The organism is Pseudomonas sp. BN607, from assembly GCF_029871175.1.
In the GTDB taxonomy this organism is placed as follows: Bacteria; Pseudomonadota; Gammaproteobacteria; order Pseudomonadales; family Pseudomonadaceae; genus Aquipseudomonas.
Map to the genome: position 1 here is coordinate 1 of NZ_SSOE01000018.1, position 22,306 is coordinate 22,306.

Consider the following 22,306-nt stretch of genomic DNA (forward strand, 5'->3'; position numbering starts at 1 on the left):
GGGCTTGCCCCGCGAAGCATCCAACACGGTGGATGGCACGGGCTTCGCCCGTGTTCGCGGGACTAGCCCGCTCCCACAGGGGATTGCGCTAGATTCTAGAAATTGAGCAAAACAGTTGTTTCCCAGGTACTGCATCAGCCTCAGTCTTGCGGGGTACCTGTGGGAGCGGGCTCGCCCGCGAAGAGGCCAGGATAGGCAGGGCAAAAGGCTGAATTACCGCCCGCGTTTGCCTGGCAATGGCGCAAACAAGGCCTCGATCTCTTCATCCCCCATGCGCCACTGCCCAGCCTGGCCGCCATCCAGCAAGCTGGCCGCCAGCGCTGCCTTTTCCTGCTGCAGCAACTGGATCTTTTCTTCCACCGTGCCCCGGGTGATGAGCTTGAACACGAACACCGGCTTGTCCTGGCCAATGCGGTAGGCGCGGTCAGTAGCCTGGTTTTCGCTGGCCGGGTTCCACCATGGGTCGTAGTGGATCACCGTGTCCGCTGCCGTCAGGTTCAGGCCTACGCCCCCGGCCTTGAGGCTGATCAAAAACACCTCGCTGTCACCCTGCTGGAACTGCTGCACCGGTGTACGTCGGTCGCGGGTGTCGCCCGTCAGCAGGCTGTAGCGGATCTGGCGCTTTTCCAGCTCTTGCTCGATCAATGCCAGCATCGAAGTGAACTGCGAAAACAGCAGTACCCGGCGGCCTTCGCTAAGCAGCTCTTCAAGCATTTCCAGCAGCGCGCCGAGCTTGCCCTTGTCGGCCTGGTTGCCCTTGCTTTCCACGCCCTTGACCAGGCGCAGGTCGCAGCAGACCTGGCGCAGCTTGAGGAGTGCGTCGAGGATGACGATCTGGCTGCGCGCGGCGCCATTGCGGGCGATTTCGTCGCGGACCTTCTGGTCCATGGCCACCCGCACGGCTTCATAGGTGTCGCGCTGGGCGTCGCTGAGTTCGACCCAGTGCACCATCTCGGTCTTGGCCGGCAGTTCGGTGGCCACCTGTTCCTTGGTGCGGCGCAACAGGAACGGGCGGATGCGGCTGGCCAGGTGGGCCAGGCGCTCACTGTCGGCATGGCGCTCGATCGGCGTGCGGTAGTCCTGGTTGAAACGCTTGAGGTCACCCAGCCAGCCGGGCATCAGGAAGTGAAAGATCGACCACAGCTCGCCCAGGTTGTTTTCCATCGGGGTGCCGGTCAGGCAGACGCGCTGGGTGGCCTGCAGTTCGCAGATGGCGATGGCCGCCTTGCTGGTGCTGCTCTTGATGTTCTGCGCTTCGTCCAGGACCAGTACGTGCCAGGCGTGGGCGCGCAGGTGTTCGAGATCGCGCGGCATCAGCGCGTAGGTAGTCAGGACCAGATCGTATTCATGCAGCTTGGCAAAGTGCTTGCTGCGCCCCGGCCCGTGCAGGGCCAGCACGCGCAGGGCGGGGGCAAAGCGTTGGGCTTCGTCCAGCCAGTTGGGGATCAGGCTGGTCGGCATCACTGCCAGCGCCGGCGTGGCGAGGCGCCCTGACTCTTTCTCCAGCAGCAGGTGGGCCAAGGCCTGCAGGGTCTTGCCCAGGCCCATGTCGTCGCCGAGGATGCCGCCGGTGCCCATCTCGCGAAGGGCCTGCAGCCAGTTCAGGCCCTGTTGCTGGTAAGGGCGCAAGCTGGCCTGCAACCCGCCGGGTGGCGCCACTTGCAGGTCGCGGGCGTCACGCAGGCGGCGGCCCAGGTCGCGCACATGCTCGCCACCTTCCCAGTGCAGGGGCAGGCCTTCTATTTCGTTCAGGCGCGCAGCATCGGCGCGCTCCATGCGCAGGCTCGGGCCGGCCGTGGCTTCGTGCAGGTACAGTTCGCCCAGGGTGCCCATGACTGCCTTGATGCGGCCATAGGGCAGGGCTACGCGCAGGGCAGGGGCGTCCAGGCGGCCGCGGTTGAGGTCGATCAGCAAGTGCTCGTCGTCACTGCGCCGGGCCAATTCACTGGGGCGCAGCAGTTCCGGGCTGCTGCGCAGCAGTTGTAGCACGATCGGCAGCAGGCTGTGGCGCTGGCCATCGACCACGATCCCCAGCTCCAGGTCGAACCATTCATGGCCGGGGGCTTCGTCGATGGTCGCGTACCAGTCGTCCACCTCCTGCAGGTTGAAGGCGAAGTCACGATGGATGTCGATAGCCCAGCCGGCCTCACGCAGGCGCGGCAGGCCTTCGCGGGCAAAACGCAGCCAGGCTTCGTCGTCAGTCAGTTGAAACATCTCGCCGGCACTGTCGGGCAGGGCCTTGCTCTGCCGGGTGGCGGGCTTGAAACCGAAGTCGCGCAGTGTCTTGCGCAGCGCGTGTTCAGCCTGGGGCTGGCGACGAATGCGCTGGCTGGTACTGCCCATCAGGCGGGTCAATGGCTTGTCATCGCTGCCGCTGGCTTGCAGGCCGTCATAATCGAACGCCAATGCCGCGCGATGTTGCATTTGCCGTTGCATGCGCCCGGTTTTCGGCATGTAAGCGGTGTATTCGAGGCTGCCAAGGGCAAGCAGTGCCTTTGGCTGGACACCCTCGAGCAATTGTTCCTGCACCGGTGTGGGAGTCGGTACCTTGTGGCTCAGGGCATTGAGTTTGTGGCTGAGGGGTACGACCAGGTGTTCCGGGACATCGGGAGCGATGGTCAGTTGCACGGCAACGTGTGGTTCAAGGCTGTGTTCGACCTTGCCCACTTCGCTTGTCAGCGCATCGAAGTAGTACAGCGGCAGCAGAGGGATCACGCAGCGCAGCACTTCCTCGCCGCTGTACCACAGGCCCCTGTAATTACCGTTTTCCAGGCGTACCCAGCGAAACTCGGCATGGCGCACCGGGCCCTCGCGAAGTGGCGGTAAGTCGACATCGAAGAACATGCGCCCGGTTTCAAGGGCGCGCTGGAACAGTTCGCCACCTTCCAACCCCTTGAGTTTGTAGCCGCGGTCCTGGCCGCCCCCCTGATTCAGGGCCGAAAGCAACCGCAGAATGCGGGTATCTTCTTCGGTTACGAAGCGCGGTGGCTCGTAGAGAAAATCGTAAAGTGACTGAACGCGGCTGAAGCGTATACCGTCTTCACTGCGCGTCCCCTTGCGAACCAGTAACGAGCAGCCGGCATCATCGGTCAGTTGCAGCTGATAGCACACCATGCGCCCGCGTTTGTCGTCGGCTGTGCCGGCTTTGGCTGGCGTCTGTTCCAGGCCGCTCAGCCAGTGTTGCAACTCGGCAGACAAGTTGCCTGGGGTGGCCTGCGCCCCCTGAGTGCCCGAGCTGGGGTCGCTGATGCAGAACAGGACGGCGGCGCAGTGCTTGCAGTTCTGCCGTACAGGGCAATCGCACTCGCCCTGCACGTGACAGCGGCCGCCCGCTACATGCAGGTCGATGGTTTGCTGGTAGATGTTGGCGCCGCTCCCGCGGCAACTGGCTGTAATCGTCTGTTGGTAAATACCCTCCAGTTCGACACGGCCTTCCTCGGCATAGTGCTCACCGCGTTGCAGGGTTGCCTTGCTGAACGACTGGGTCCAGTTCGGGTATGTGTTCACCAGCGCGGCGGCATCTTGCGTCATCCGTTTACTGCTCCATCATCTCCGGGTCCATCACTGGCATTTTCGGCGTACCCGGTGGCGTCACCTTCAGCAGTACCGCCAGGTGCCCGCCGTCGAGGAAGGTCAGCTGGCCGCCCTTGACGTTGCTGTTGCTCTGCTTGAACTGCTCGCTTTGCAGCACGCTGCCGTTACCGTCCAGCTGGTTGACCCAGAAGTTGGCCTCGACCGCTATGAAGCGGCCTTCGGCGATGCTCAGGTTGCCTTCGATGGGGAAGTGTCCGAACTGCTCGGTGCCTTCGCCCAGGGCGACGCGGCTGGGTTCGCTGCCAACCTGCTGCTGCCAGGCCTTGTGCATCAGCACGGTGTAGTCGGCAGTGGCCTCCAGCCGGGTGACTTCGTCTTCCAGCCCAAGGCGGCGTTCGGCGTCCTTCTCCAGGCGCGGGGCGCCGGCGCTCCAGTCTTCCGGGGCGAACGGGCTGGTGAAGGCGGGCACGCTGTTCTGCCGCACCAGAATCATTTCTACCTGATACAAGCCTTCGGCGAAGGCGGCCGGGGCGAACAGCGCCAGCAGCAGGGTCAGGCAACGGATGGCACGCATGGATCTTCCTTAGGCAGGCTGTGGGGTCAGGCGCTCGAACAGCGCCTCCAGGGTATTGAATCGTTCGTCGGGGCGTTCCATCGGCACCAGGAAGCGGAACTGGGTCGCGCCTTCGAACTTGTAACGCTTGGGCTGGCCCTGGATCAGCTTGATCAGGGTCAGCGGGTCGACCGGGGTCTCCGCCTCGAACTCGAGCTTGCCGCCATTGGGGCCGGCATCGACCTTCTTGATGCCGAGCTTTTCCGCGTGCAGTTTCAGCGAAGTCAGGCGCATCAGGTTCTTGGTCGGCTCCGGGAGCAGGCCGAACCGGTCGATCATCTCGACCTGCAAGTCTTTCAGGCCCTCTTCGTCGGCGGCCGAGGCAATGCGTTTGTAGAGGATCAGCCGTGCATGCACGTCGGGCAGGTAATCCTCGGGGATCAGCGCCGGCAGGCGCAGGTTGATCTCCGGGCCACCGCCCAGCGGCTGCTCGAGGTTGGGCTGGGTGCCCTTGCGGATCGCCTTGACCGCGCGTTCGAGCATTTCCATGTACAGGGTGAAGCCCACCGCCTGGATCTGCCCGCTCTGGCCTTCGCCCAGCAGCTCGCCGGCACCGCGGATTTCCAGGTCGTTGGTGGCCAGCACGAAGCCGGCGCCAAGGTCCTGGGTGTTGGCAATCGCCTCCAGGCGCTTTTCGGCGTCGGCGCTGACCTTCTGCCGGGTGGGCGTGAGCAGGTAGGCGTAGGCCTGGTGGTGGCTACGGCCAACCCGGCCGCGCAGCTGGTGCAACTGGGCCAGGCCGAACTTGTCGGCGCGCTCGATGACGATGGTGTTGGCGCTGGGAACGTCGATACCGGTTTCGATGATGGTCGAGGCTACCAGCACGTTGAAGCGCTTGTGGTAGAAGTCACTCATCACCTGTTCCAGTTCGCGCTCGCGCATCTGGCCGTGGCCGATGCCGATACGCGCCTCAGGCACCAGCTCGGCAAGGTCGGCGGCACATTTCTCGATGGTTTTCACATCGTTGTGCAGGTAGTACACCTGGCCACCGCGCAGCAGCTCGCGCAGCAGCGCCTCCTTGACCGTGCTCTTGTTCTGCTCCATGACGAAGGTGCGCACCGACAGGCGGCGTGCCGGCGGTGTGGCGATGATCGACAGGTCGCGCATGCCCGCTACCGCCATGTTCAGCGTGCGCGGAATCGGCGTGGCGGTCAGGGTAAGGATGTCGACCTCGCTGCGCAGGGCCTTCAATTGCTCCTTCTGGCGTACGCCGAAGCGGTGCTCTTCGTCGATGATGGCCAGGCCCAGGTCCTTGAAGCGCACATCGTCCTGCAGCAGCTTGTGGGTGCCGATCAGGATGTCGATCTTGCCTTCGGCCAGGTCGGCCGCTGCGGCAGCCACCTCCTTGGCTGACTTGAATCGGCTCATCACTTCCACCGTCACCGGCCAGTCGGCAAAGCGGTCGCGGAAGCTGTTGTAGTGTTGCTGCGCAAGCAGGGTCGTGGGCACCAGTACGGCGACCTGACGGCCGCTGTGCACGGCAATGAACGCCGCGCGCATGGCCACTTCGGTCTTGCCGAAGCCGACGTCACCGCACACCAGGCGGTCCATCGGCTTGGGCGCCAGCATGTCGGCACGCACGGCCTCGATGGCGGCTTGTTGGTCGGGGGTTTCCTCGAACGGGAAGCCGGCGCTGAAGGTGGCGTAGTCGGCGGACGGGTCGGCAAACGCGTAACCCTTGCGCGCCGCGCGGCGGGCATAGATGTCGAGCAGCTCGGCCGCTACGTCGCGCACCTGTTCCGCGGCCTTGCGCTTGGCCTTCTGCCAGGCTTCCGAGCCCAGTCGGTGCAGCGGTGCCAAGGCATCGTCGCTGCCGGTGTAGCGGGCGATCAGGTGCAGGTTGGCCACCGGCACGTACAGCTTGGCGTTCTCGGCGTATTCCAGGGTGAGGAACTCGGCGGCCTGGCCGTCGATTTCCAGCGTGGCCAGGCCCAGGTAGCGCCCTACGCCATGGTCGATGTGCACCACCGGTGCGCCTTCACGCAGTTCGGTGAGGTTCTTGATCACCGCGTCATTGGCAGTTTCGCCACGTTTGTCACGGCGCCGGCGCTGCATCACCCGCTGGCCGAACAACGGGCTTTCGGCGATCAGGGCCAGGCCTGGGTCGTCCAGCAGCAGGCCTTCGTCCAATGGGGCGATGGTGATTGCCAGGCGCTCGCTGCCGGTAACGAAGTCGTACCAACCGTCTACGGTATGCGGGCGCAGTTTCAGCCGTTCAAGCAGCTCCAGCAGCACTTCGCGGCGGCCCGCCGATTCGGCCGTGAACAGCACGCGGCCGGGGAACTGGTCGAGGAAGTTGGCCAGCTCGGCCAGCGGCTGGTTGGCCTTGGCTTCGATAGCCAGGTTGGGCAGGGCGCGGGCGGGGAAGCGCTCGCGGCCCGCGCCGGGGTCCAGGTCTTCGCTGCTGACCACTACCCGCGGCCATTGCTTGAGCCGGGCAAAGCAGTCCTCCACCGGCAGGAACAGCTCGGCCGGCGGCAGCAGCGGGCGGCTGAGATCGCCGCGGCGGTCTTCGTAGCGCCCGCGCACGTCGTTCCAGAAGTGCTCGGCGGCTTGCTCCACACCGGGCAGCGAGAACACCTGGGTGTCCGCCGGCAGGTAGTCGAACAGGGTCGAGGTTTCTTCGAAGAACAGTGGCAGGTAGTACTCGATACCCGCGGGGATGATGCCACTGGCCAGGTCCTGGAAGATCGCGCTGCGGCGGAAGTCGACGTCGAACCGCTCGCGGAAGCGCGCCTTGAAACGGGTGACCTCCTCTTTCTGCATCGGGAACTCGCGCGCCGGCAGCAGGCGCACGGAGTCGACCTTGTCGATCGAGCGCTGGGTCTCGGGGTCGAAGGTGCGCAGGGTCTCGATTTCGTCATCGAACAGGTCGATGCGGTAGGGCAGCTTGCTGCCCATCGGGAACAGGTCGATCAGCGCGCCGCGCACGGCGAATTCACCGTGCTCGTAGACGGTATCGACGCAACGGTAGCCGCTGGCCTCCAGGCGCGTGCGCATCTGCTCCACGTCGATGGTCTGGCCCACATCCAGCACCAGGCTGCTGCCCAGCAAGAAACGCGTGGGTGCCAGGCGGTGCAGGGCGGTGGTGACGGGTACCACGAGGATGCCGTGGCTCAGTTCCGGCAGGCGATACAGGCTGGCGATGCGCTGGGAGATGATGTCCTGGTGCGGCGAGAACAGGTCGTAGGGCAGGGTTTCCCAATCCGGGAACGGCAGCACGGGCAGGTCCGGAGCAAAGAAGCGCAGCTCCTGTTCCAGGCGATCGGCGGCCTGGCTGTCGGCTGTCAGCAACAGGGTGAAGCGGCCAGCGCTGCTGGCGGCCTCGGCGATGGCCAGGCTAAGGGCGGCACCGGGCAGGTTGCCCCAGGTTTGTTTGCCGGCCGTGGCCGACATTTGCGGTAGGCGCAGAACTGACACGGGAGATTGCACTCCAAGCGTTGCGGCAAAGAGACCGATTGTACCGGTGACGGTGCCGGCTGTCAGGCTCGATAGGGCATGAACGCTGGCTTGCGTCGCCGCGACAGGCGCTCATTGCCGGTTCCGCGCTGGGGCGTCATAATGTAGCCCCTTTTTTCTGTCCCTACATGTGGAAGGTTCCCGTGACTCAGAAGCCCGACCAGTGTCTTGGTGAGTGGATTGATCGTGAAGCCCTGGCTGAAGCGATGATCCCGCTTATCGGTCAGCTCTACCGCAACAACAATGTGGTGAGCTCGATCTATGGCCGCAGCCTGATCAACCGTTCGGTTATCTCGATCCTCAAGGCGCACCGCTTTGCGCGTCACCGTCAAACCGACGAAACCGAGCTGTCCGTCCACGAGACATTCCCCCTGCTCAAGGCCATGAGCGAGCTGAAACTGGGCGCCGCTTCGGTCGACCTGGGCAAGCTGGCCAACAAGTTCAAGCAGGAAGGCAATGGCCGCACTGCCGAGCAGTTCGTCCGTGAAGAACTGGCCGAAGTGGTTGGCCAGCAGAACGCTTCGGCGCGCAAAGGCACCGACGTCGTGTTGTACGGCTTTGGCCGCATCGGCCGCCTGCTGGCGCGCATCCTGATCGAGAAGACCGGTGGTGGCGACGGCCTGCGCCTGCGTGCCATCGTCGTGCGCAAAGGCGCCGAGAACGACCTGGTCAAGCGTGCCAGCCTGCTGCGTCGTGACTCGGTACACGGTCCATTCGATGGCACCATCACCATCGACGAAGCCAACAACACCATCACCGCCAACGGCAACCTGATCCAGGTTATCTACGCCAAGAGCCCGAGCGAAGTCGACTACACCCAGTACGGTATCGAAAACGCGCTGATCGTCGACAACACCGGCGTATGGCGTGATGCCGACGGCCTGGGCCAGCACCTGGCCTGCCCGGGCGCTGCCCGCGTGATCCTCACCGCACCTGGCAAGGGCGCGCTGAAGAACATCGTGCACGGTATCAACCACGGCGACATCGCTGCCGATGACAAGATCATCTCGGCGGCTTCCTGCACCACCAACGCCATCGTGCCGGTGCTCAAGGCCATCAACGACCAGTACGGCATCGTCAACGGCCACGTCGAAACCGTTCACTCGTTCACCAACGACCAGAACCTGATCGACAACTTCCACAAGGGCAGCCGCCGTGGCCGTGCCGCACCGCTGAACATGGTCATCACCGAAACCGGCGCCGCTACCGCTGCCGCCAAGGCACTGCCAGTGCTGAAGGGCAAGCTGACCGGTAACGCCATTCGCGTACCGACGCCGAACGTATCGATGGCCATCCTCAACCTGAACCTGGAAAAGGCCACTACTCGCGACGAGATCAACGAGTACCTGCGCCAGACCGCGATGCACTCGGAGCTGCACAAGCAGATCGACTACGTCGCTTCCCAGGAAGTGGTTTCGACCGACTTCGTCGGCTCGCGCCATGCCGGTGTGGTTGACGCTGAAGCGACCATCGCCAACGACAACCGCGTTGTTCTGTACGTCTGGTACGACAACGAGTTCGGTTACAGCTGCCAGGTGGTTCGCGTGATGGAAGACATGGCCGGTGTGAACCCGCCAGCGTTTCCACGCTGATTCGCTTGTAAGGCAATAAAAAAACGGGAACCTTCGGGTTTCCGTTTTTTTTTGCTTGCCGTGGGGTGTGTGGTGCCTATGAGATCGAGCGCCGCCCGTGCGGCGCTCGATATGCGCCATACCACAAAGCCCAAGCCAAGCACCCAGGAACCGAACCTTGCGCACAGCCATACTGTTCCTCCTCCTGCTGCTCACCGCCTGCAATCAAGGCCCCACCCTGGAGCGCCTGGGTGGGCCGACCATGGGCAGTAGCTACAGCATTCAGTATGTCCGTGAACCCGGTGGCCCGGCGCCGGCCCAGGTGCAGGCAGCGGTCGAAACCATCCTTGATGAAATCGACCGGCACTATTCGACCTACCGCGGCGATTCTATCGTCAGCCAATTCAACCAGTTGCCTGCCAACCAGTGCCTGGCCCTGCCGCCCAACATGCTCGAGCTGGTCAACTTCGGCCTGCACCTGGCCGAACAAAGCGACGGTGCTTACGATCTTACCGTCGAGCCGTTGCTCGACCTGTGGGGCTTTGGCCCCCAGGCCCGCCACGAGCAGGTGCCCGACGCGCAGGCCTTGGCCCAGGTTCGGCAGCGCGTGGGCTATCGGCATTTGCACACCGAAGGCCAGGCTCTGTGCAAGGATGCCCCGGTGCAGCTCGACTTCAACAGTGTCGCCGCCGGCCACGCGGTCGACCTGATCGCCGCCCGGCTGCAGGCCATGGGCGTGGCCAGTTTTGTCGCCGAAGCCACCGGCGAGCTGAAAGCGGTTGGCCGCAAGCCCGATGGCAGCGCTTGGCGCATTGCCCTGGAGCTGCCGCGCGAAGACCGCCAGATCGCTCGCCAGATCATCCCGGTCAATGGCCTTTCAGTATCAACCTCGGGTGACTATCGGCATTATTTCGAGGAGAATGGCCGGCGCTATTCGCACACCTTCGATGCCCGCCTCGGGCGCCCGGTCGACCACGACCTTGCTGCCGTCACCGTGCTTGATGCCTCGGCACTGCAGGCCGACGGCTACTCGACGCTGCTGCTGATCCTGGGCCCCGAGCGTGGCTGGGATTTTGCCTTGGCGCATGGCCTGGCCGCAGTTTTGGTGACTCGGGCAGAGGGTGGCTTCGTCTCCCGAGCTACGCCTGCGTTCGAACGGGCGGTGAAAGGCGAGTGAAAGCACAAGCAGGGATGATTGCCGCCAGGGAATGGGTAAAGCATATGTAGTGCGGGCGAAATTGGCCTACGACGCGACCAAGGGTTAATGTGCGCGGCGTTCACGCTTGATTAGACTGCACCCGAATTTTCTCATGACGCCCCGGCGGCATGATCGCGCCCCGCGAGCGACCGTGGCTTGCGGGCCAGTTCTGAAGGAGTACGCATGGCTGTCTACAACTACGACGTAGTGGTGCTGGGTTCCGGCCCGGCCGGTGAAGGCGCGGCAATGAACGCCGCCAAAGCAGGGCGCAAGGTGGCGATGGTCGATAGCCGTCGCCAGGTCGGGGGCAACTGCACCCATCTGGGCACCATCCCGTCCAAGGCACTGCGTCACTCGGTGCGGCAGATCATGCAGTTCAACACCAACCCGATGTTCCGCGCCATCGGTGAGCCGCGCTGGTTCTCGTTCCCGGACGTGCTGAAAAGCGCCGAGAAGGTCATCGCCAAGCAAGTGGCTTCGCGCACCGGCTACTACGCCCGGAACCGCGTTGACCTGTTCTTCGGCACCGGCAGCTTCGCCGACGAGCAGACTGTAGAAGTCGTGTGCCCGAATGGCGTGGTCGAAAAACTCAACGCCAAGCACATCATCATCGCTACCGGCTCGCGCCCGTACCGCCCGGCCGACATCGACTTCCACCACCCGCGGGTCTACGACAGCGACACCATCCTCAGCCTCAGCCACACCCCGCGCAAGCTCATCGTGTACGGCGCCGGTGTGATCGGTTGCGAATACGCGTCGATCTTCAGCGGCCTGGGTGTGCTGGTGGAGCTGGTCGATAACCGTGGCCAGCTGCTGAGCTTCCTCGATTCGGAAATTTCCCAGGCGCTGAGCTACCACTTCAGCAACAACAACATCACCGTGCGCCACAACGAAGAGTATGAGCGCGTCGAAGGCCTGGACAATGGGGTGATCCTGCACCTGAAGTCGGGCAAGAAGATCAAGGCCGACGCCTTGCTGTGGTGCAACGGCCGTACCGGCAACACCGACAAGCTGGGCCTGGAAAACATCGGCATCAAGGTGAACAGCCGTGGCCAGATCGAAGTTGACGAGGCCTACCGCACCAGCGTGCCGAACATCTACGGTGCCGGTGACGTGATCGGCTGGCCGAGCCTGGCCAGTGCCGCCCACGACCAGGGCCGCTCGGCTGCTGGCAGCATCGTCGACAATGGCAGCTGGCGCTTCGTCAACGACGTGCCCACTGGCATCTACACCATTCCGGAAATCAGCTCGATCGGCAAGAACGAGCAGGAGCTGACCCAGGCCAAGGTGCCATACGAAGTGGGCAAGGCCTTCTTCAAGAGCATGGCGCGTGCGCAGATCGCCGGCGAGCCCCAAGGCATGCTGAAGATCCTGTTCCATCGCGAGACGCTGGAAGTGCTGGGCGTGCACTGCTTTGGCTATCAGGCGTCGGAGATCGTTCACATCGGGCAGGCGGTCATGAACCAGCCGGGTGAGCAGAACAACCTGAAGTACTTCGTCAATACCACGTTCAACTACCCGACCATGGCTGAAGCCTATCGGGTAGCTGCCTACGACGGCCTGAACCGGCTTTTTTGAGCGGCTCCGACCGGTGGCCTGAGCCGGTCGGAGAGGCCGATTTCAACCCTGCCCGAGGGTGGTCTTGGCCAAACCGGGAAAGTCTGTAATCAGGCTGTCCACGCCAAAGTCAGCAAGCCGGCGCATCAGTGCCGGCTCGTTGACCGTCCACACCGACACGTGCAAACCCTGGCCCTGCGCTTTCAGCAGGCGCTCGGGGGTGCACAGCGTCCAGTTCAGGGCCAGAAGGTCGCAGCCGTAGTTCTGCGCCACTTTCAGCGGGTCGAGCCAGGCGTATTCGGCTACCAGCCCGCGTTTCACGTCCGGCACCAGCTCCAGGGCGGCACCCAGTACTTCGCGTGAGCTGGAGGTGATCGTCACCTTGTCCAGCAAGCCGTACTGCTGGGCCAGTTCGCGAATCGCCAGCACCGTGGTGGCGGCGCGGGTGCGCGAAGCGCTTTTCACTTCCAGCTGCCAGTGTTCGAACGGGCATTTCTCGAACAGTTCTTCCAGTTTCGGGATCGGGCAGGGCTGTACATGGCCCGGCCCGCCTTTGCGTGCGTCGATCTTCACCAGCTCGGCGGCCGGGTGCTCGACCACTTTGCCGCGCCGGCCAGTGGTGCGCTTGAGGGTGGGGTCGTGGATCACCATCAGCTCGTTGTCGGATGACAGGTGCAGGTCCAGCTCGCAGCGCGTCACGCCGTGGGCCAGGCATTGCTGGAAGCTCTTCAGGGTGTTCTCGGGTGCTTCGCCCTTGGCGCCGCGATGGCCGTAGATCAGGGTCACGTTCGTTCCTTCAAATCAGAGAAATATGGGCTCAAGAGGAGGGGTCGTTCTGTTCCAGCTGCTGACGCCGTTGCTGTTGCTGACGCTGCAGAATGTAGCGGGCCAGCAGTTGCCGTTGGGCGTCGGTCATGTCGATGAACTCGGTGCCAACCTCGTAGCCGCCGTCCGGGCGCGGGTCGCAATGGGTGACCTTACCGCGCAGCAGCAGGCCATGGGCGCGCGGCATCAGCACCATTTTCACTTTTACCCGGGTGTCCGGGGCGATTTGCGTGGGCTGGGCAAACTCGATGCCGCCTTCGGAGATGATCACCGGCTGGGGCTTGCCCACTTCGCCGAGCAGCGATTGCGCAACGACTGTGCTGAGCAGGTCGAGGCGTTTGTTCTGCGCACGCAGGAAGGCCGCGAGGGTACGGTCCTTGTCGCTGAGCTGGCGCAGCAGGTGCTGCGACTCGAAGTCGGACAGGTGCAGCTCGCTGAGCAGGTTGAACAGCGGGGAATCATCTTGCAATACATCTGGCTCAAGGGCTTCGGCCGCGCTGAGGGGGCTTATTTGAAGTGCGATCCGATCTTCGATGCGGTAGTATTCGCGGCGATCTTCTTCGTCTAATGTCGTCATGGCGAACCCAAGGTGGCGGCGGTGGTCCGAGTGTAAAGCCGCCGTAGGCGCCTCGCCACAAGGACGTTCCCTTTCATCCGAACAAGCCCCGACATGTTCAGACCTCTTTTCGCATTTATCGGCACGCGTTATACCCGTGCCAAACGACGCAATCATTTCGTCTCGTTCATTTCCCTGACCTCGATGATCGGCCTCGCCCTGGGCGTGGTGGTGATGATCGTGGTGCTGTCGGTCATGAACGGCTTCGACCACGAGATGCGTACTCGCGTGCTGGGCATGATCCCCCATGCCACGCTGGAGAGCGGCCAGCCCATTGGCGACTGGCAGGCCCTTGCCCAACAAGTAAAGCAGAATCCGCAGGTGCTGGCGGTTGCGCCGTTCACCCAGATGCAGGGCCTGCTGACCCATGACGGCAAGGTGCAGAAAGTACTGCTCAACGGCATCGACCCGGCCCGCGAACGCGAGGTGTCGATCATCGACAACTTCATTCTGCAGGGCCGCCTGGACCAGCTGGCGCCGGGCGAGTGGGGGATCATGATCGGCGACAAGGCGGCGGCCAAGCTGGGCGTGGCCATTGGTGACAAGCTCACCTTCGTCGCCCCCGAGGTCAGCGTGACGCCGGCCGGCATGTTCCCGCGCATGAAGCGCTTCACCGTGGTCGGTACCTTCCACGTGGGTGCAGGCGAGATCGACGGCTACCTGGGGCTGACCAACATCAGCGACCTGTCCCGCCTGCACCGCTGGAAACCCGACCAGGTGCAGGGCCTGCGCCTGAAGTTCGACGACCTGTTCCAGGCCCCGCGAGTGGCCTGGAGCATCGCCCAGCAGTTGGGTGACCAGGAGTACTACAGCCGTGACTGGACCCGTACCCACGGCAACCTGTACCAGGCAATCCGCATGGAAAAGGCCATGATCGGTCTGTTGTTGCTGCTGATCGTGGCGGTGGCGGCGTTCAACATCATTTCCACCCTGGTGATGGTGGTCAACGACAAGCGTGGCGACATCGCGATCTTGCGCACCCTGGGCGCCACGCCCGGGCAGATCATGCTCATCTTCATGGTGCAGGGCACGGTGATCGGGGTGATCGGTACCCTGATCGGCGCGGTGGTCGGCATTCTTGCGGCGCTGAATGTCAGTGCCGCAATTGCCGGCATCGAGACACTGATCGGGCACAAGTTCCTCAACGCCGACGTGTATTTCATCGATTACCTGCCGTCGCAGATCCAGGCACAAGACGTGTACATGGTCTGTGGAGCGGCGCTGGTCCTGAGTTTCTTCGCCACCCTGTACCCGGCCTGGCGTGCGGCGCGCACCCAGCCTGCAGAGGCGCTACGTTATGAGTGAGTCGCGCATGAGTGATAAAGCCGTTCTGAGTTGCCGCAACCTGGGCAAGTCCTACGACGAGGGCCCGGAGTCGGTCCAGGTACTGGCCGGCCTCAACCTTGAACTGCACGCCGGTGAGCGCGTAGCGATCGTCGGTAGCTCAGGCTCCGGCAAGAGCACCTTGCTCAACCTGCTGGGCGGCCTCGATCGGCCGACGCAGGGCAGTGTCTGGCTGGCCGGCGAAGAGCTGTCGGCGCTGGGCGAGCGTGCCCGTGGCCTGCTGCGCAACCGTGAGCTGGGCTTTGTCTACCAGTTCCACCACCTGCTGCCGGAATTCACCGCCATCGAGAACGTGTGCATGCCCCTGCTGATCGGCCGCACGCCCATTCCCGAGGCGCGTGAGCGTGCCCAGGCGCTGCTCAAGCGCGTGGGGCTGGGCCACCGGCTGAATCACAAGCCGGCCGAGCTTTCCGGCGGCGAGCGTCAGCGCGTGGCGATTGCCCGGGCACTGGTCAACCGCCCCGGCCTGGTGATGCTCGACGAGCCGACCGGCAACCTCGATCACCATACCGCCCAAGGCATCCAGGAGCTGATGCAGGAGCTGTCCAGTTCCTCGCGCACGGCGTTCCTGGTGGTCACCCACGACCTGAACCTGGCGCGGCAGATGGACCGTGTATTGAAGCTCGACGACGGCCACCTGGTGGCTATCTGATCGACTGCCCGGGGTGGCACGTGCTGCCCCGTTTTCCTGTTTTTACTGGGTGATTCCGTACATGTTCAGACCCTTGCCCATTTTCATCGGCGCGCGCTACACCCGAGCCAAGCGCCGCAACCACTTCATTTCGTTCATTTCGATGACCTCGATGATCGGCCTGTCGCTGGGCGTGCTGGCGATGATCGTGGTGCTGTCGGTCATGAACGGCTTCCAGCGTGAAATGAGCTCGCGCATTCTTGGCCTGGTGCCGCACGCCGCCATCCTTGGCGTGCAGCCGCTGGACGACTGGCACAAGGTGGCTGACGCGGCCCTGCAGAACCCGGCGGTAATGGCTGCGGCGCCCATTACCGAGATGGAAGGCATGCTCTCGTACAAGGGCGCGATGCAGCCTATTCAGGTGGGCGGTATCGACCCCGCCGAGGAAGGCAAGGTTTCGATTGTCGGCCAGCACATCGTCCAGGGCCGTCTGCAGGACCTGCAGCCGGGTGAGTTCGGCGTGGTCATCGGCGAGCTGACGGCTCGGCGTTTTCGCCTGAACACCGGCGACAAGCTGACCCTGATCGTTCCGGAAATCAGCAAGGAGCCGGGTGGTATCACCCCGCGCATGCAGCGCCTGACAGTGGTGGGTATCTTCAAGGTGGGCGCCGAACTGGACGGTTCGCAGGCCTATATCCATGTGGCCGATGCCGCCGAGATGCAGCGCTGGGCGCCAGGCCAGGTGCAGGGCGTGCGCCTCAAGTTGCACGACCTGTACGCCGCGCCGCAGGTGTCCAAGGCTATCGCCGCCGGTTTGGGCGACGCGTTCCGCGCCGATGACTGGTCGCACACCCAGGGCAGCCTGTTCAGTGCGATGAAGATGGAAAAGACCATGATCGGCCTGCTGTTGATGATGATCATCGCGGTGGCGGCGTTCAACATCATCGCCACCCTGGTGATGGTGGTGAACGACAAGGGGCCGGACATTGCCATTTTGCGCACCCTGGGCGCCACGCCGGCGCAGATCATGGGTACCTTCATGGTCCAGGGCAGCTTGATCGGTATTGTCGGCACGCTGATTGGTGGCGTGCTGGGGGTGATTGCGGCGTTCAATGTCAGCCAGATCGTCGGCTGGCTGGAGCGGGTGAGCGGGCAGCATATCTTCACTTCGGATGTGTACTTCGTCAGCAGCTTGCCGTCGCAGTTGCAGTGGGGTGATGTGGCGATGATCTGCACGGCAGGGCTGGTGATGAGCTTCCTCGCGACCATTTACCCGGCTTATCGGGCGTCGCAGGTGCAGCCGGCGATTGGCCTGGCGGTTTGAGGTAGACCACAGCTACGGCGCGGGCTCTGGGCTTGCGGCCCTGTGGTGGGGTTTGCCGACGATGGGCTGCCGGGCAGCCCCACTTTTACCGATCTTGAGCGAACTCGATCATGAATCGGGTCCACCCACCGTCGCACTCCGCTCGAATGCATCCGCCATGGGCCTGCACGATCGAGCGGGTAATCGCCAAGCCCAACCCCGCATGCTCGCTACTGCCTTCGCGCCGCGCAGGGTCCACGCGGTAGAAGCGGTCGAACAGCCGCGGCAAAGCAGCTGGCGCGATGGGCGGCCCGGTATTGGCCACGCTGATGCTTGGCCCAGGCTTCAGCGTGACCCTTATTTGCCCGCCCGTCGGGGTAAAGCGCAGGGCGTTATCCAGCAGGTTGGACAGCGCCCGGCGCAGCATATGCCGGTCGCCCAGCAACACGGCTTCACCCTCGCGCAGCATTTGGACATGGCTGTCTTCGGCCAGCGGCGCGTAGTACTCCAGCAGGGCATCCACCTCCTCATGCAGCGCCAAAGGTGCTTGGCCAGGTACTAGCAAGCCGTGGTCGGCCTTGGCCAGGAACAGCATGTCGTTGATCATCTGCGCCATCCACTGCAGTTCTTCCAGGTTGCCATGCAGTGCTTCGCGATACTCCTCGAGGCTACGTGGGCGGGTGAGGGTGACCTGGGTATGGGTCAGCAAGTTCGACAGCGGCGTGCGCAGTTCGTGGGCAATGTCGGCGGAAAACGCCGACAGGCGCTGGAAGGCATCGTCCAGGCGCTGCAGCATGGCATTCATGCTGGTGGCCAGCTCGGCCAGCTCCTCGGGCATCTGTGCCACTGGCAGGCGTGTGGTGAGTGAGCGCGCCGACACGCTGGCGGCCACCTGGCCCATCTGCCGTAGCGGGCGCAGGCCGCGGCGTACCGCCCAAGCGCCGAGCAGCGCGGTGACCAGCGCTGAAAGACCGACAGTCAGCCAGATCAGGCGTTGCATGCCCTGCAGGAAGTGCTGGTGGTGGGTGATGTCGAGGTACAACGTCAGCTGCGGCGACTGTGCCGCGCCTTGAGCCAGGTGTACGGCCAGGCTGCGGTAGTCGGTGCCGTGTGCATGCAGGGTGGCCAGCCCGGCGCGGAGCGGTGCCGGTGGCAGCCCAGCGCGGCTTTCGAACCAGGTGGTACCGTCGTTGCCGCTGATGCGCACGGCCAGGTCAGCCTGGTGGCTCAGCTCATCGCGTAAGGCGGGGAGGCGTACCTGCAGCTCGGTTGGGTTGGAAATGCCAGCCAGTTGCGTGCGCAACAGTGAAAGCCGCGAGTCCAGCAGTTGTTGGTCAAGTTCGACGAAGTGCTGCTCGCTGGCCTGGCTGAACAACAGGCCGGCGCCTAGCGAAACGGCGGCGGTGCAGGCGGCGAACAGCAGTGCCAGACGAGTGCCGAGGGAAACCCTGCGCATCATTCGGGGCGCTCTTCCATGACATAGCCCATGCCGCGTACGGTGTGGATCAGCTTGGTGGGGTGCGGGTCGTCGATTTTCAGGCGAAGGCGGCGGATCGCTACCTCGATCACGTTGGTATCGCTGTCGAAGTTCATGTCCCAGACCTGCGAGGCGATCAGCGATTTTGGCAACACTTCGCCCTGGCGGCGCAGTAGCAGTTCGAGCAGGGCGAACTCCTTGGCGGTCAGGTCGATGCGGCTGCCTGCGCGTTCGGCGCGGCGGCGGATAAGGTCCAGGCGCAGGTCGGCCAAGCTCAGGAGGGTGTCCAGGCTGGGGCTGGAGCCCCGGCGTAGCAGGCTGCGTACCCGGGCCAGCAGTTCGGAAAAGGCGAACGGCTTGACCAGGTAATCGTCGGCGCCCAGTTCCAGGCCGTGCACGCGGTCCTCGACAGCGTCGCGGGCGGTCAGGAACAGTACCGGCGTGTCCAGGCCGGCCTGGCGCACGGCCTGGAGAATCTGCCAGCCGTTTCGGCCGGGCAGCATCACGTCGAGGATCAGCAGGTCGTGGTCGCCGGTCAGGGCCAGGAACTGGCCGGTCTCGCCATCGGTGGCCAGCTCGGTGGCAAAGCCGGCTTCGCTCAGGCCCTGGCTCAGGTACTGGCCGGTGCGGGCCTGGTCTTCGACGATCAGCAGTTTCATTGGGTGGCTTGACTCCCACAGGGACCGAGTGATGTTGAAATGATACGTGACGAAGTGCCGGCTCGCCCAAGCTGACAAAGTTGTAATCTTCCCGTCAGGTAGCTGCCAGTCGCCGCTGACTAACGTGGCGTCATCCTGCTGTGTATTACCGGAGTCATCATGAAACGCCTGTTCGTCGCCGCCACCCTTGCCTTGGCCAGCCTGCCGACCTTTGCCGGCGAGGCGCAACCCTTCGCCTTCGGCGAGCCGGCGCCGGCCGCCAAGGCCACCCGCACGGTCAATGTGGTGCTCAAGGACATTGCCTTCGAGCCCAAAAGCCTGCAGGTGAAAGCCGGCGAGACGGTGCGCTTCGTGCTGGTCAACCAAGGCAAGCTGCCACACGAGTTCAACCTTGGCGACAAGGCCATGCATGCCGAGCACCAGAAGGAGATGGTCGCCATGCAGGGCAAGATGTTCACCGAGGGCATGAACCATGAAGGCATGGATCACAGCCAGATGATGAGCCACGGCCACTCGATGGCTCACGGCGGCGGCCATGGCCACGGCGGCGGCAATACCGTGTTGGTCATGCCCGGCCAGCGTGCCGAACTGACCTGGAGCTTCCGCAAGTCGGCACCCATCGAGTTTGCCTGCAACGTGCCGGGGCATTACCAGGCGGGCATGGTCGGGGCGCTGACCATCGAGTGACTGGCCCTGCAAGGCGGGGTGCAAAACCGGTAGACTAGGGGCAATTTCGAACCTCTAGGTCAGTTTCCATGCATCCTGCTGCCGAACACTCGCCGCTGGGCAAATCCAGCGAATACATTGCCACCTACTCCCCGGAGCAACTGTTCCCGATCCCGCGTACCGCCAAGTGGGCCGAGCTGGGCGTCACTGCCCAGACCTTGCCGTGGCAGGGCGTGGATTACTGGAACTGCTTCGAACTCAGCTGGCTGCTGCCGTCGGGCAAGCCGGTGGTGGCGATCGGCGAGTTCGCCATCCCGGCCGACTCGCCGAATATCATCGAGTCCAAGTCGTTCAAGCTGTACCTCAACTCGCTGAACCAGACAGTGTTCGCGTCGCTGGGCGAATTGCAGGGCTGCCTGGAGAAGGACCTGTCTGCCGCCGCCGGCAAGCCGGTTAGCGTGAAGGTGCGTACCTTGGCCGAGGTCGAGGCCCAGGGCGTGGTGGCCTTGCCGGGGCTGTGCATCGATGCGCTGGACGTTGCCATCAGCAACTACGAGCACCCGCAGCCAGAGCTGCTGCGCTGCAACCCGGAGCGAGTGGTGGAAGAAACTTTGCACAGCCACCTGCTGAAGTCCAACTGCCCGGTGACCGGCCAGCCGGACTGGGGCAGCGTAGTGGTCGAGTACAAGGGCAGGGCGCTGGACCACGCCAGCCTGCTGACCTACCTGATCAGCTTCCGCCAGCATGCCGACTTCCATGAGCAGTGTGTAGAGCGCATTTACCTGGACTTGAAGAACCTGCTGCAGCCGGAGCATCTGACGGTGTATGCGCGGTATGTGCGCCGGGGCGGGCTGGATATCAACCCGTACCGCAGTACCCGAGCGATCAACCCGGAGAACAAGCGGCTGGTCCGGCAGTAAGGTGCCAGTGGCCCGCTGTGGGGGGGGTTACCCGCCCCCGCAGCGGGCACCGGACACCTCAGATCCCCATGCTGTGCAGCGAGTTGGCAATGCTGCGCAGGGTGGCGGTGAGGTCGGGGTGGTCGGCCTCGAAGCGTTCGATGGCCAGGTTCACGCCATCCACCAGGTTATTGTCCGGTGTGGCTTCCTCGAGTTTCAGTTGCGCTTCGATCTGGCGCGCTTCTTCGTGCAGCGCAGCCAGTTCGTCTTCCGAAAGCGGTACGTTGCGGTCCAGTTGCTCGCGCAAGCTGTTCAGGCGCTCTTGCAATTCGCGGGCAGGCATTGGCATTTCTCCATCAATGGCTTGGCTAGCCATGGACCTCAGCGAAGCGGCAAAGGTTCTGGCCTGTGTTCAGCGTAATCCACCTGACGTTGCTTTGCATGATCCGCGTCAAGGCTGCTGTTTCAGGGTTTTTCACCTTTGCGCCGGCGCAGGGCGATGTCCTGCAGGCAGGTGTCCAGTGCTTCCAGATGGTCGATTACCGAGTGCACGCCCAGGCTGAACAGCTCCAGGGTCGCCTTGCCACGGGCAAGGTCCTGTTCCTGGGGGCTCAGGGCTTGCCATTGCTGGGAAGTGCGGTCGCAAAACGGGCTGCAGGCGGCCAGCCCCACTGTCCATAAGCCTGCGTTGAGGCCTGACTGCAGCAGACTCGGGTCGCCGCTGACCAGCACGCAGCCATCGAGGCGTTCGCTGTCAAGGCTCATCAATGCCTGCCAGCAGGCGTTTGGTGCCGGCCAGCGGACGCCATTGACCGAGTGGCCGGGCAGCCAGGCTGGCAGCACATGGGCCAGGCGCTTGCTTTGCGTGCTGTTCAGGTCATCCAGCCAGATGCATGGCACCTGGCGCTGGCGCAGGCTGGCGAGGGTGGCCAGGGCGCCGGGGGCGGGCGAGGGGGCGCCACCCGTGGCGGCCTGCACCAGGCAGCCACGCAAGCCGAACAACACAGCAGTGAAGGCGGGTGCAGCGTCCATGGCAACTTCCCCCAAATAGACGGCAGGCTATTCGGTGATTGTTACGGTGCTGTGACACTGCCAATCGTGCAACAGTTGTTCACAAAATATTGAGCAAACGTGTGTAAAGCTGATTATCAGCCCGCAAGGCTCTATACTGCCGCCGTACGGCAGCGCGACCCGTTGCGCTTGCGGCCGAGAATTTCGATGGAGAAACATCTATGCGTAGGATCGGTGCCAGTGTGCTCGAACGAGTCACCCAGGCCTGTGTCTGCGCCAGCATGTTGCTGGCGCCCGTGGCAGCCACCCAGGCTGCCACCGAGGAAGATCCCTGGGAAGCGGTCAACCGCCCGATCTTCCGCTTCAACGATACCCTCGACACCTATGCGCTCAAGCCATTGGCCAAGGGTTACCAAGCTGTTACCCCGCAGTTCCTCGAAGATGGCATCCACAACATCTTCCGCAACCTGGGTGACGTGACCAACCTGGCCAACGACGTGCTGCAGCTCAAGCCCCATGCGGCGGGTGTGGATACTGCGCGGCTGATCGTCAACACCACCTTCGGCCTGGGTGGTTTCTTCGATGTGGGCACCAAGATGGGCCTGCAGCGCAATGACGAGGACTTCGGCCAGACCCTGGGCTACTGGGGTGTGCCCAGCGGCCCGTACGTGGTCATTCCGTTGTTGGGCCCAAGCACCGTGCGTGACGGCGTGGCCAAGTACCCGGACGGCTACACCAAGCCCTACCGCTACATCGACCACGTACCGACCCGTAACTCGATCTTTGCCCTGGACATAGTCGATACCCGGGCCAGCCTGTTGTCGGCCGAAAAGCTGATTCAGGGTGACAAATACATCTTCATCCGCAACGCCTACCTGCAGAACCGCGAATTCAAGGTCAAGGATGGCGAAGTCGAAGACGACTTCTGATTCATCCATCAGGG

Annotated in this window: 18 protein-coding genes; 9 read left to right on the forward strand and 9 right to left on the reverse strand. The window is 63.6% G+C overall.

Going from position 1 to position 22,306, the window contains the following annotated elements; all coding sequences use genetic code 11:
- Nucleotides 1-213 precede the first annotated feature (213 nt).
- The 3 genes from E8E68_RS01330 to mfd are packed head-to-tail and all read right to left on the reverse strand — an operon-like array spanning nt 214 to nt 7,567.
- A complete protein-coding gene (locus tag E8E68_RS01330; protein ID WP_266030853.1) occupies nt 214-3,531 on the reverse strand; it encodes a DEAD/DEAH box helicase in 3,318 nt (1,105 codons plus the stop codon).
- Between the two features lie 4 nt (nt 3,532-3,535).
- Nucleotides 3,536-4,108: a CsiV family protein gene (locus tag E8E68_RS01335; protein ID WP_266030851.1), complete on the reverse strand. Its 573-nt coding sequence runs from the start codon at nt 4,106-4,108 to the stop codon at nt 3,536-3,538.
- 9 nt (nt 4,109-4,117) lie between these two features.
- On the reverse strand, nt 4,118-7,567 hold the full coding sequence (gene mfd, locus E8E68_RS01340) for a transcription-repair coupling factor (RefSeq protein ID WP_280339282.1): 3,450 nt from the start codon (nt 7,565-7,567) through the stop codon (nt 4,118-4,120).
- Nucleotides 7,568-7,734: 167 nt separating this feature from the next.
- On the opposite strand from mfd, the gene E8E68_RS01345 reads away from it, so the two are divergent.
- The 3 genes from E8E68_RS01345 (at nt 7,735) to sthA (ending at nt 11,953) form a co-directional block, all read left to right on the forward strand.
- Entirely contained in the window at nt 7,735-9,198 is a 1,464-nt protein-coding gene (locus E8E68_RS01345) for a glyceraldehyde-3-phosphate dehydrogenase (protein ID WP_201206559.1), read from the forward strand.
- Between the two features lie 157 nt (nt 9,199-9,355).
- Nucleotides 9,356-10,354, forward strand: coding sequence for an FAD:protein FMN transferase (locus tag E8E68_RS01350; RefSeq protein WP_266030846.1), 999 nt, complete (start codon nt 9,356-9,358; stop codon nt 10,352-10,354).
- 204 nt (nt 10,355-10,558) lie between these two features.
- On the forward strand, nt 10,559-11,953 hold the full coding sequence (gene sthA, locus E8E68_RS01355) for a Si-specific NAD(P)(+) transhydrogenase (protein ID WP_110745786.1): 1,395 nt from the start codon (nt 10,559-10,561) through the stop codon (nt 11,951-11,953).
- A 42-nt stretch (nt 11,954-11,995) separates the two neighbouring features.
- Here the strand turns inward: sthA and E8E68_RS01360 are convergent, their stop codons facing one another.
- On the reverse strand, nt 11,996-12,718 hold the full coding sequence (locus tag E8E68_RS01360; protein WP_266030843.1) for a glycerophosphodiester phosphodiesterase: 723 nt from the start codon (nt 12,716-12,718) through the stop codon (nt 11,996-11,998).
- A 31-nt stretch (nt 12,719-12,749) separates the two neighbouring features.
- Entirely contained in the window at nt 12,750-13,334 is a 585-nt protein-coding gene (locus E8E68_RS01365) for a PilZ domain-containing protein (RefSeq protein WP_266030842.1), read from the reverse strand.
- A 93-nt stretch (nt 13,335-13,427) separates the two neighbouring features.
- Here E8E68_RS01365 and E8E68_RS01370 point away from each other — a divergent pair, with 93 nt between their 5' ends.
- The 3 genes from E8E68_RS01370 (at nt 13,428) to E8E68_RS01380 (ending at nt 16,672) form a co-directional block, all read left to right on the forward strand.
- Nucleotides 13,428-14,678 carry a lipoprotein-releasing ABC transporter permease subunit gene (locus tag E8E68_RS01370; protein ID WP_266030840.1) on the forward strand — a complete coding sequence of 417 codons (1,251 nt, stop codon included), beginning with the start codon at nt 13,428-13,430 and terminating at the stop codon, nt 14,676-14,678.
- Between the two features lie 7 nt (nt 14,679-14,685).
- Nucleotides 14,686-15,369, forward strand: a complete 684-nt coding sequence (gene lolD, locus E8E68_RS01375) for a lipoprotein-releasing ABC transporter ATP-binding protein LolD (RefSeq protein WP_266030839.1) — start codon at nt 14,686-14,688, stop codon at nt 15,367-15,369.
- Nucleotides 15,370-15,430: 61 nt separating this feature from the next.
- A complete protein-coding gene (locus E8E68_RS01380) occupies nt 15,431-16,672 on the forward strand; it encodes a lipoprotein-releasing ABC transporter permease subunit (RefSeq protein WP_266030838.1) in 1,242 nt (413 codons plus the stop codon).
- Between the two features lie 85 nt (nt 16,673-16,757).
- Here the strand turns inward: E8E68_RS01380 and E8E68_RS01385 are convergent, their stop codons facing one another.
- Together E8E68_RS01385 and cinR are read right to left on the reverse strand one after the other, a co-directional pair.
- Nucleotides 16,758-18,110, reverse strand: a complete 1,353-nt coding sequence (locus tag E8E68_RS01385) for a heavy metal sensor histidine kinase (RefSeq protein WP_280339290.1) — start codon at nt 18,108-18,110, stop codon at nt 16,758-16,760.
- Complete coding sequence (gene cinR / locus E8E68_RS01390) at nt 18,107-18,787, reverse strand: two-component system response regulator CinR (protein WP_266030836.1); 681 nt, start codon at nt 18,785-18,787, stop codon at nt 18,107-18,109. Before cinR ends, E8E68_RS01385 begins: the two co-directional genes overlap by 4 nt.
- A gap of 159 nt (nt 18,788-18,946) precedes the next feature.
- Here cinR and E8E68_RS01395 point away from each other — a divergent pair, with 159 nt between their 5' ends.
- Nucleotides 18,947-19,474, forward strand: a complete 528-nt coding sequence (locus E8E68_RS01395) for a cupredoxin family protein (RefSeq protein WP_280339292.1) — start codon at nt 18,947-18,949, stop codon at nt 19,472-19,474.
- 68 nt (nt 19,475-19,542) lie between these two features.
- Nucleotides 19,543-20,373 (forward strand): NADPH-dependent 7-cyano-7-deazaguanine reductase QueF, encoded by an 831-nt coding sequence (gene queF, locus E8E68_RS01400; RefSeq protein WP_266030833.1) that lies wholly within the window; start codon nt 19,543-19,545, stop codon nt 20,371-20,373.
- Nucleotides 20,374-20,431: 58 nt separating this feature from the next.
- Here the strand turns inward: queF and E8E68_RS01405 are convergent, their stop codons facing one another.
- Entirely contained in the window at nt 20,432-20,695 is a 264-nt protein-coding gene (locus E8E68_RS01405; protein ID WP_019471256.1) for a DUF4404 family protein, read from the reverse strand.
- 122 nt (nt 20,696-20,817) lie between these two features.
- Nucleotides 20,818-21,384 carry a phosphonoacetaldehyde phosphonohydrolase-related protein gene (locus tag E8E68_RS01410; RefSeq protein ID WP_266030832.1) on the reverse strand — a complete coding sequence of 189 codons (567 nt, stop codon included), beginning with the start codon at nt 21,382-21,384 and terminating at the stop codon, nt 20,818-20,820.
- Between the two features lie 200 nt (nt 21,385-21,584).
- Here E8E68_RS01410 and E8E68_RS01415 point away from each other — a divergent pair, with 200 nt between their 5' ends.
- Nucleotides 21,585-22,292 carry a VacJ family lipoprotein gene (locus tag E8E68_RS01415; protein WP_110748563.1) on the forward strand — a complete coding sequence of 236 codons (708 nt, stop codon included), beginning with the start codon at nt 21,585-21,587 and terminating at the stop codon, nt 22,290-22,292.
- Nucleotides 22,293-22,306: the final 14 nt, after the last annotated feature.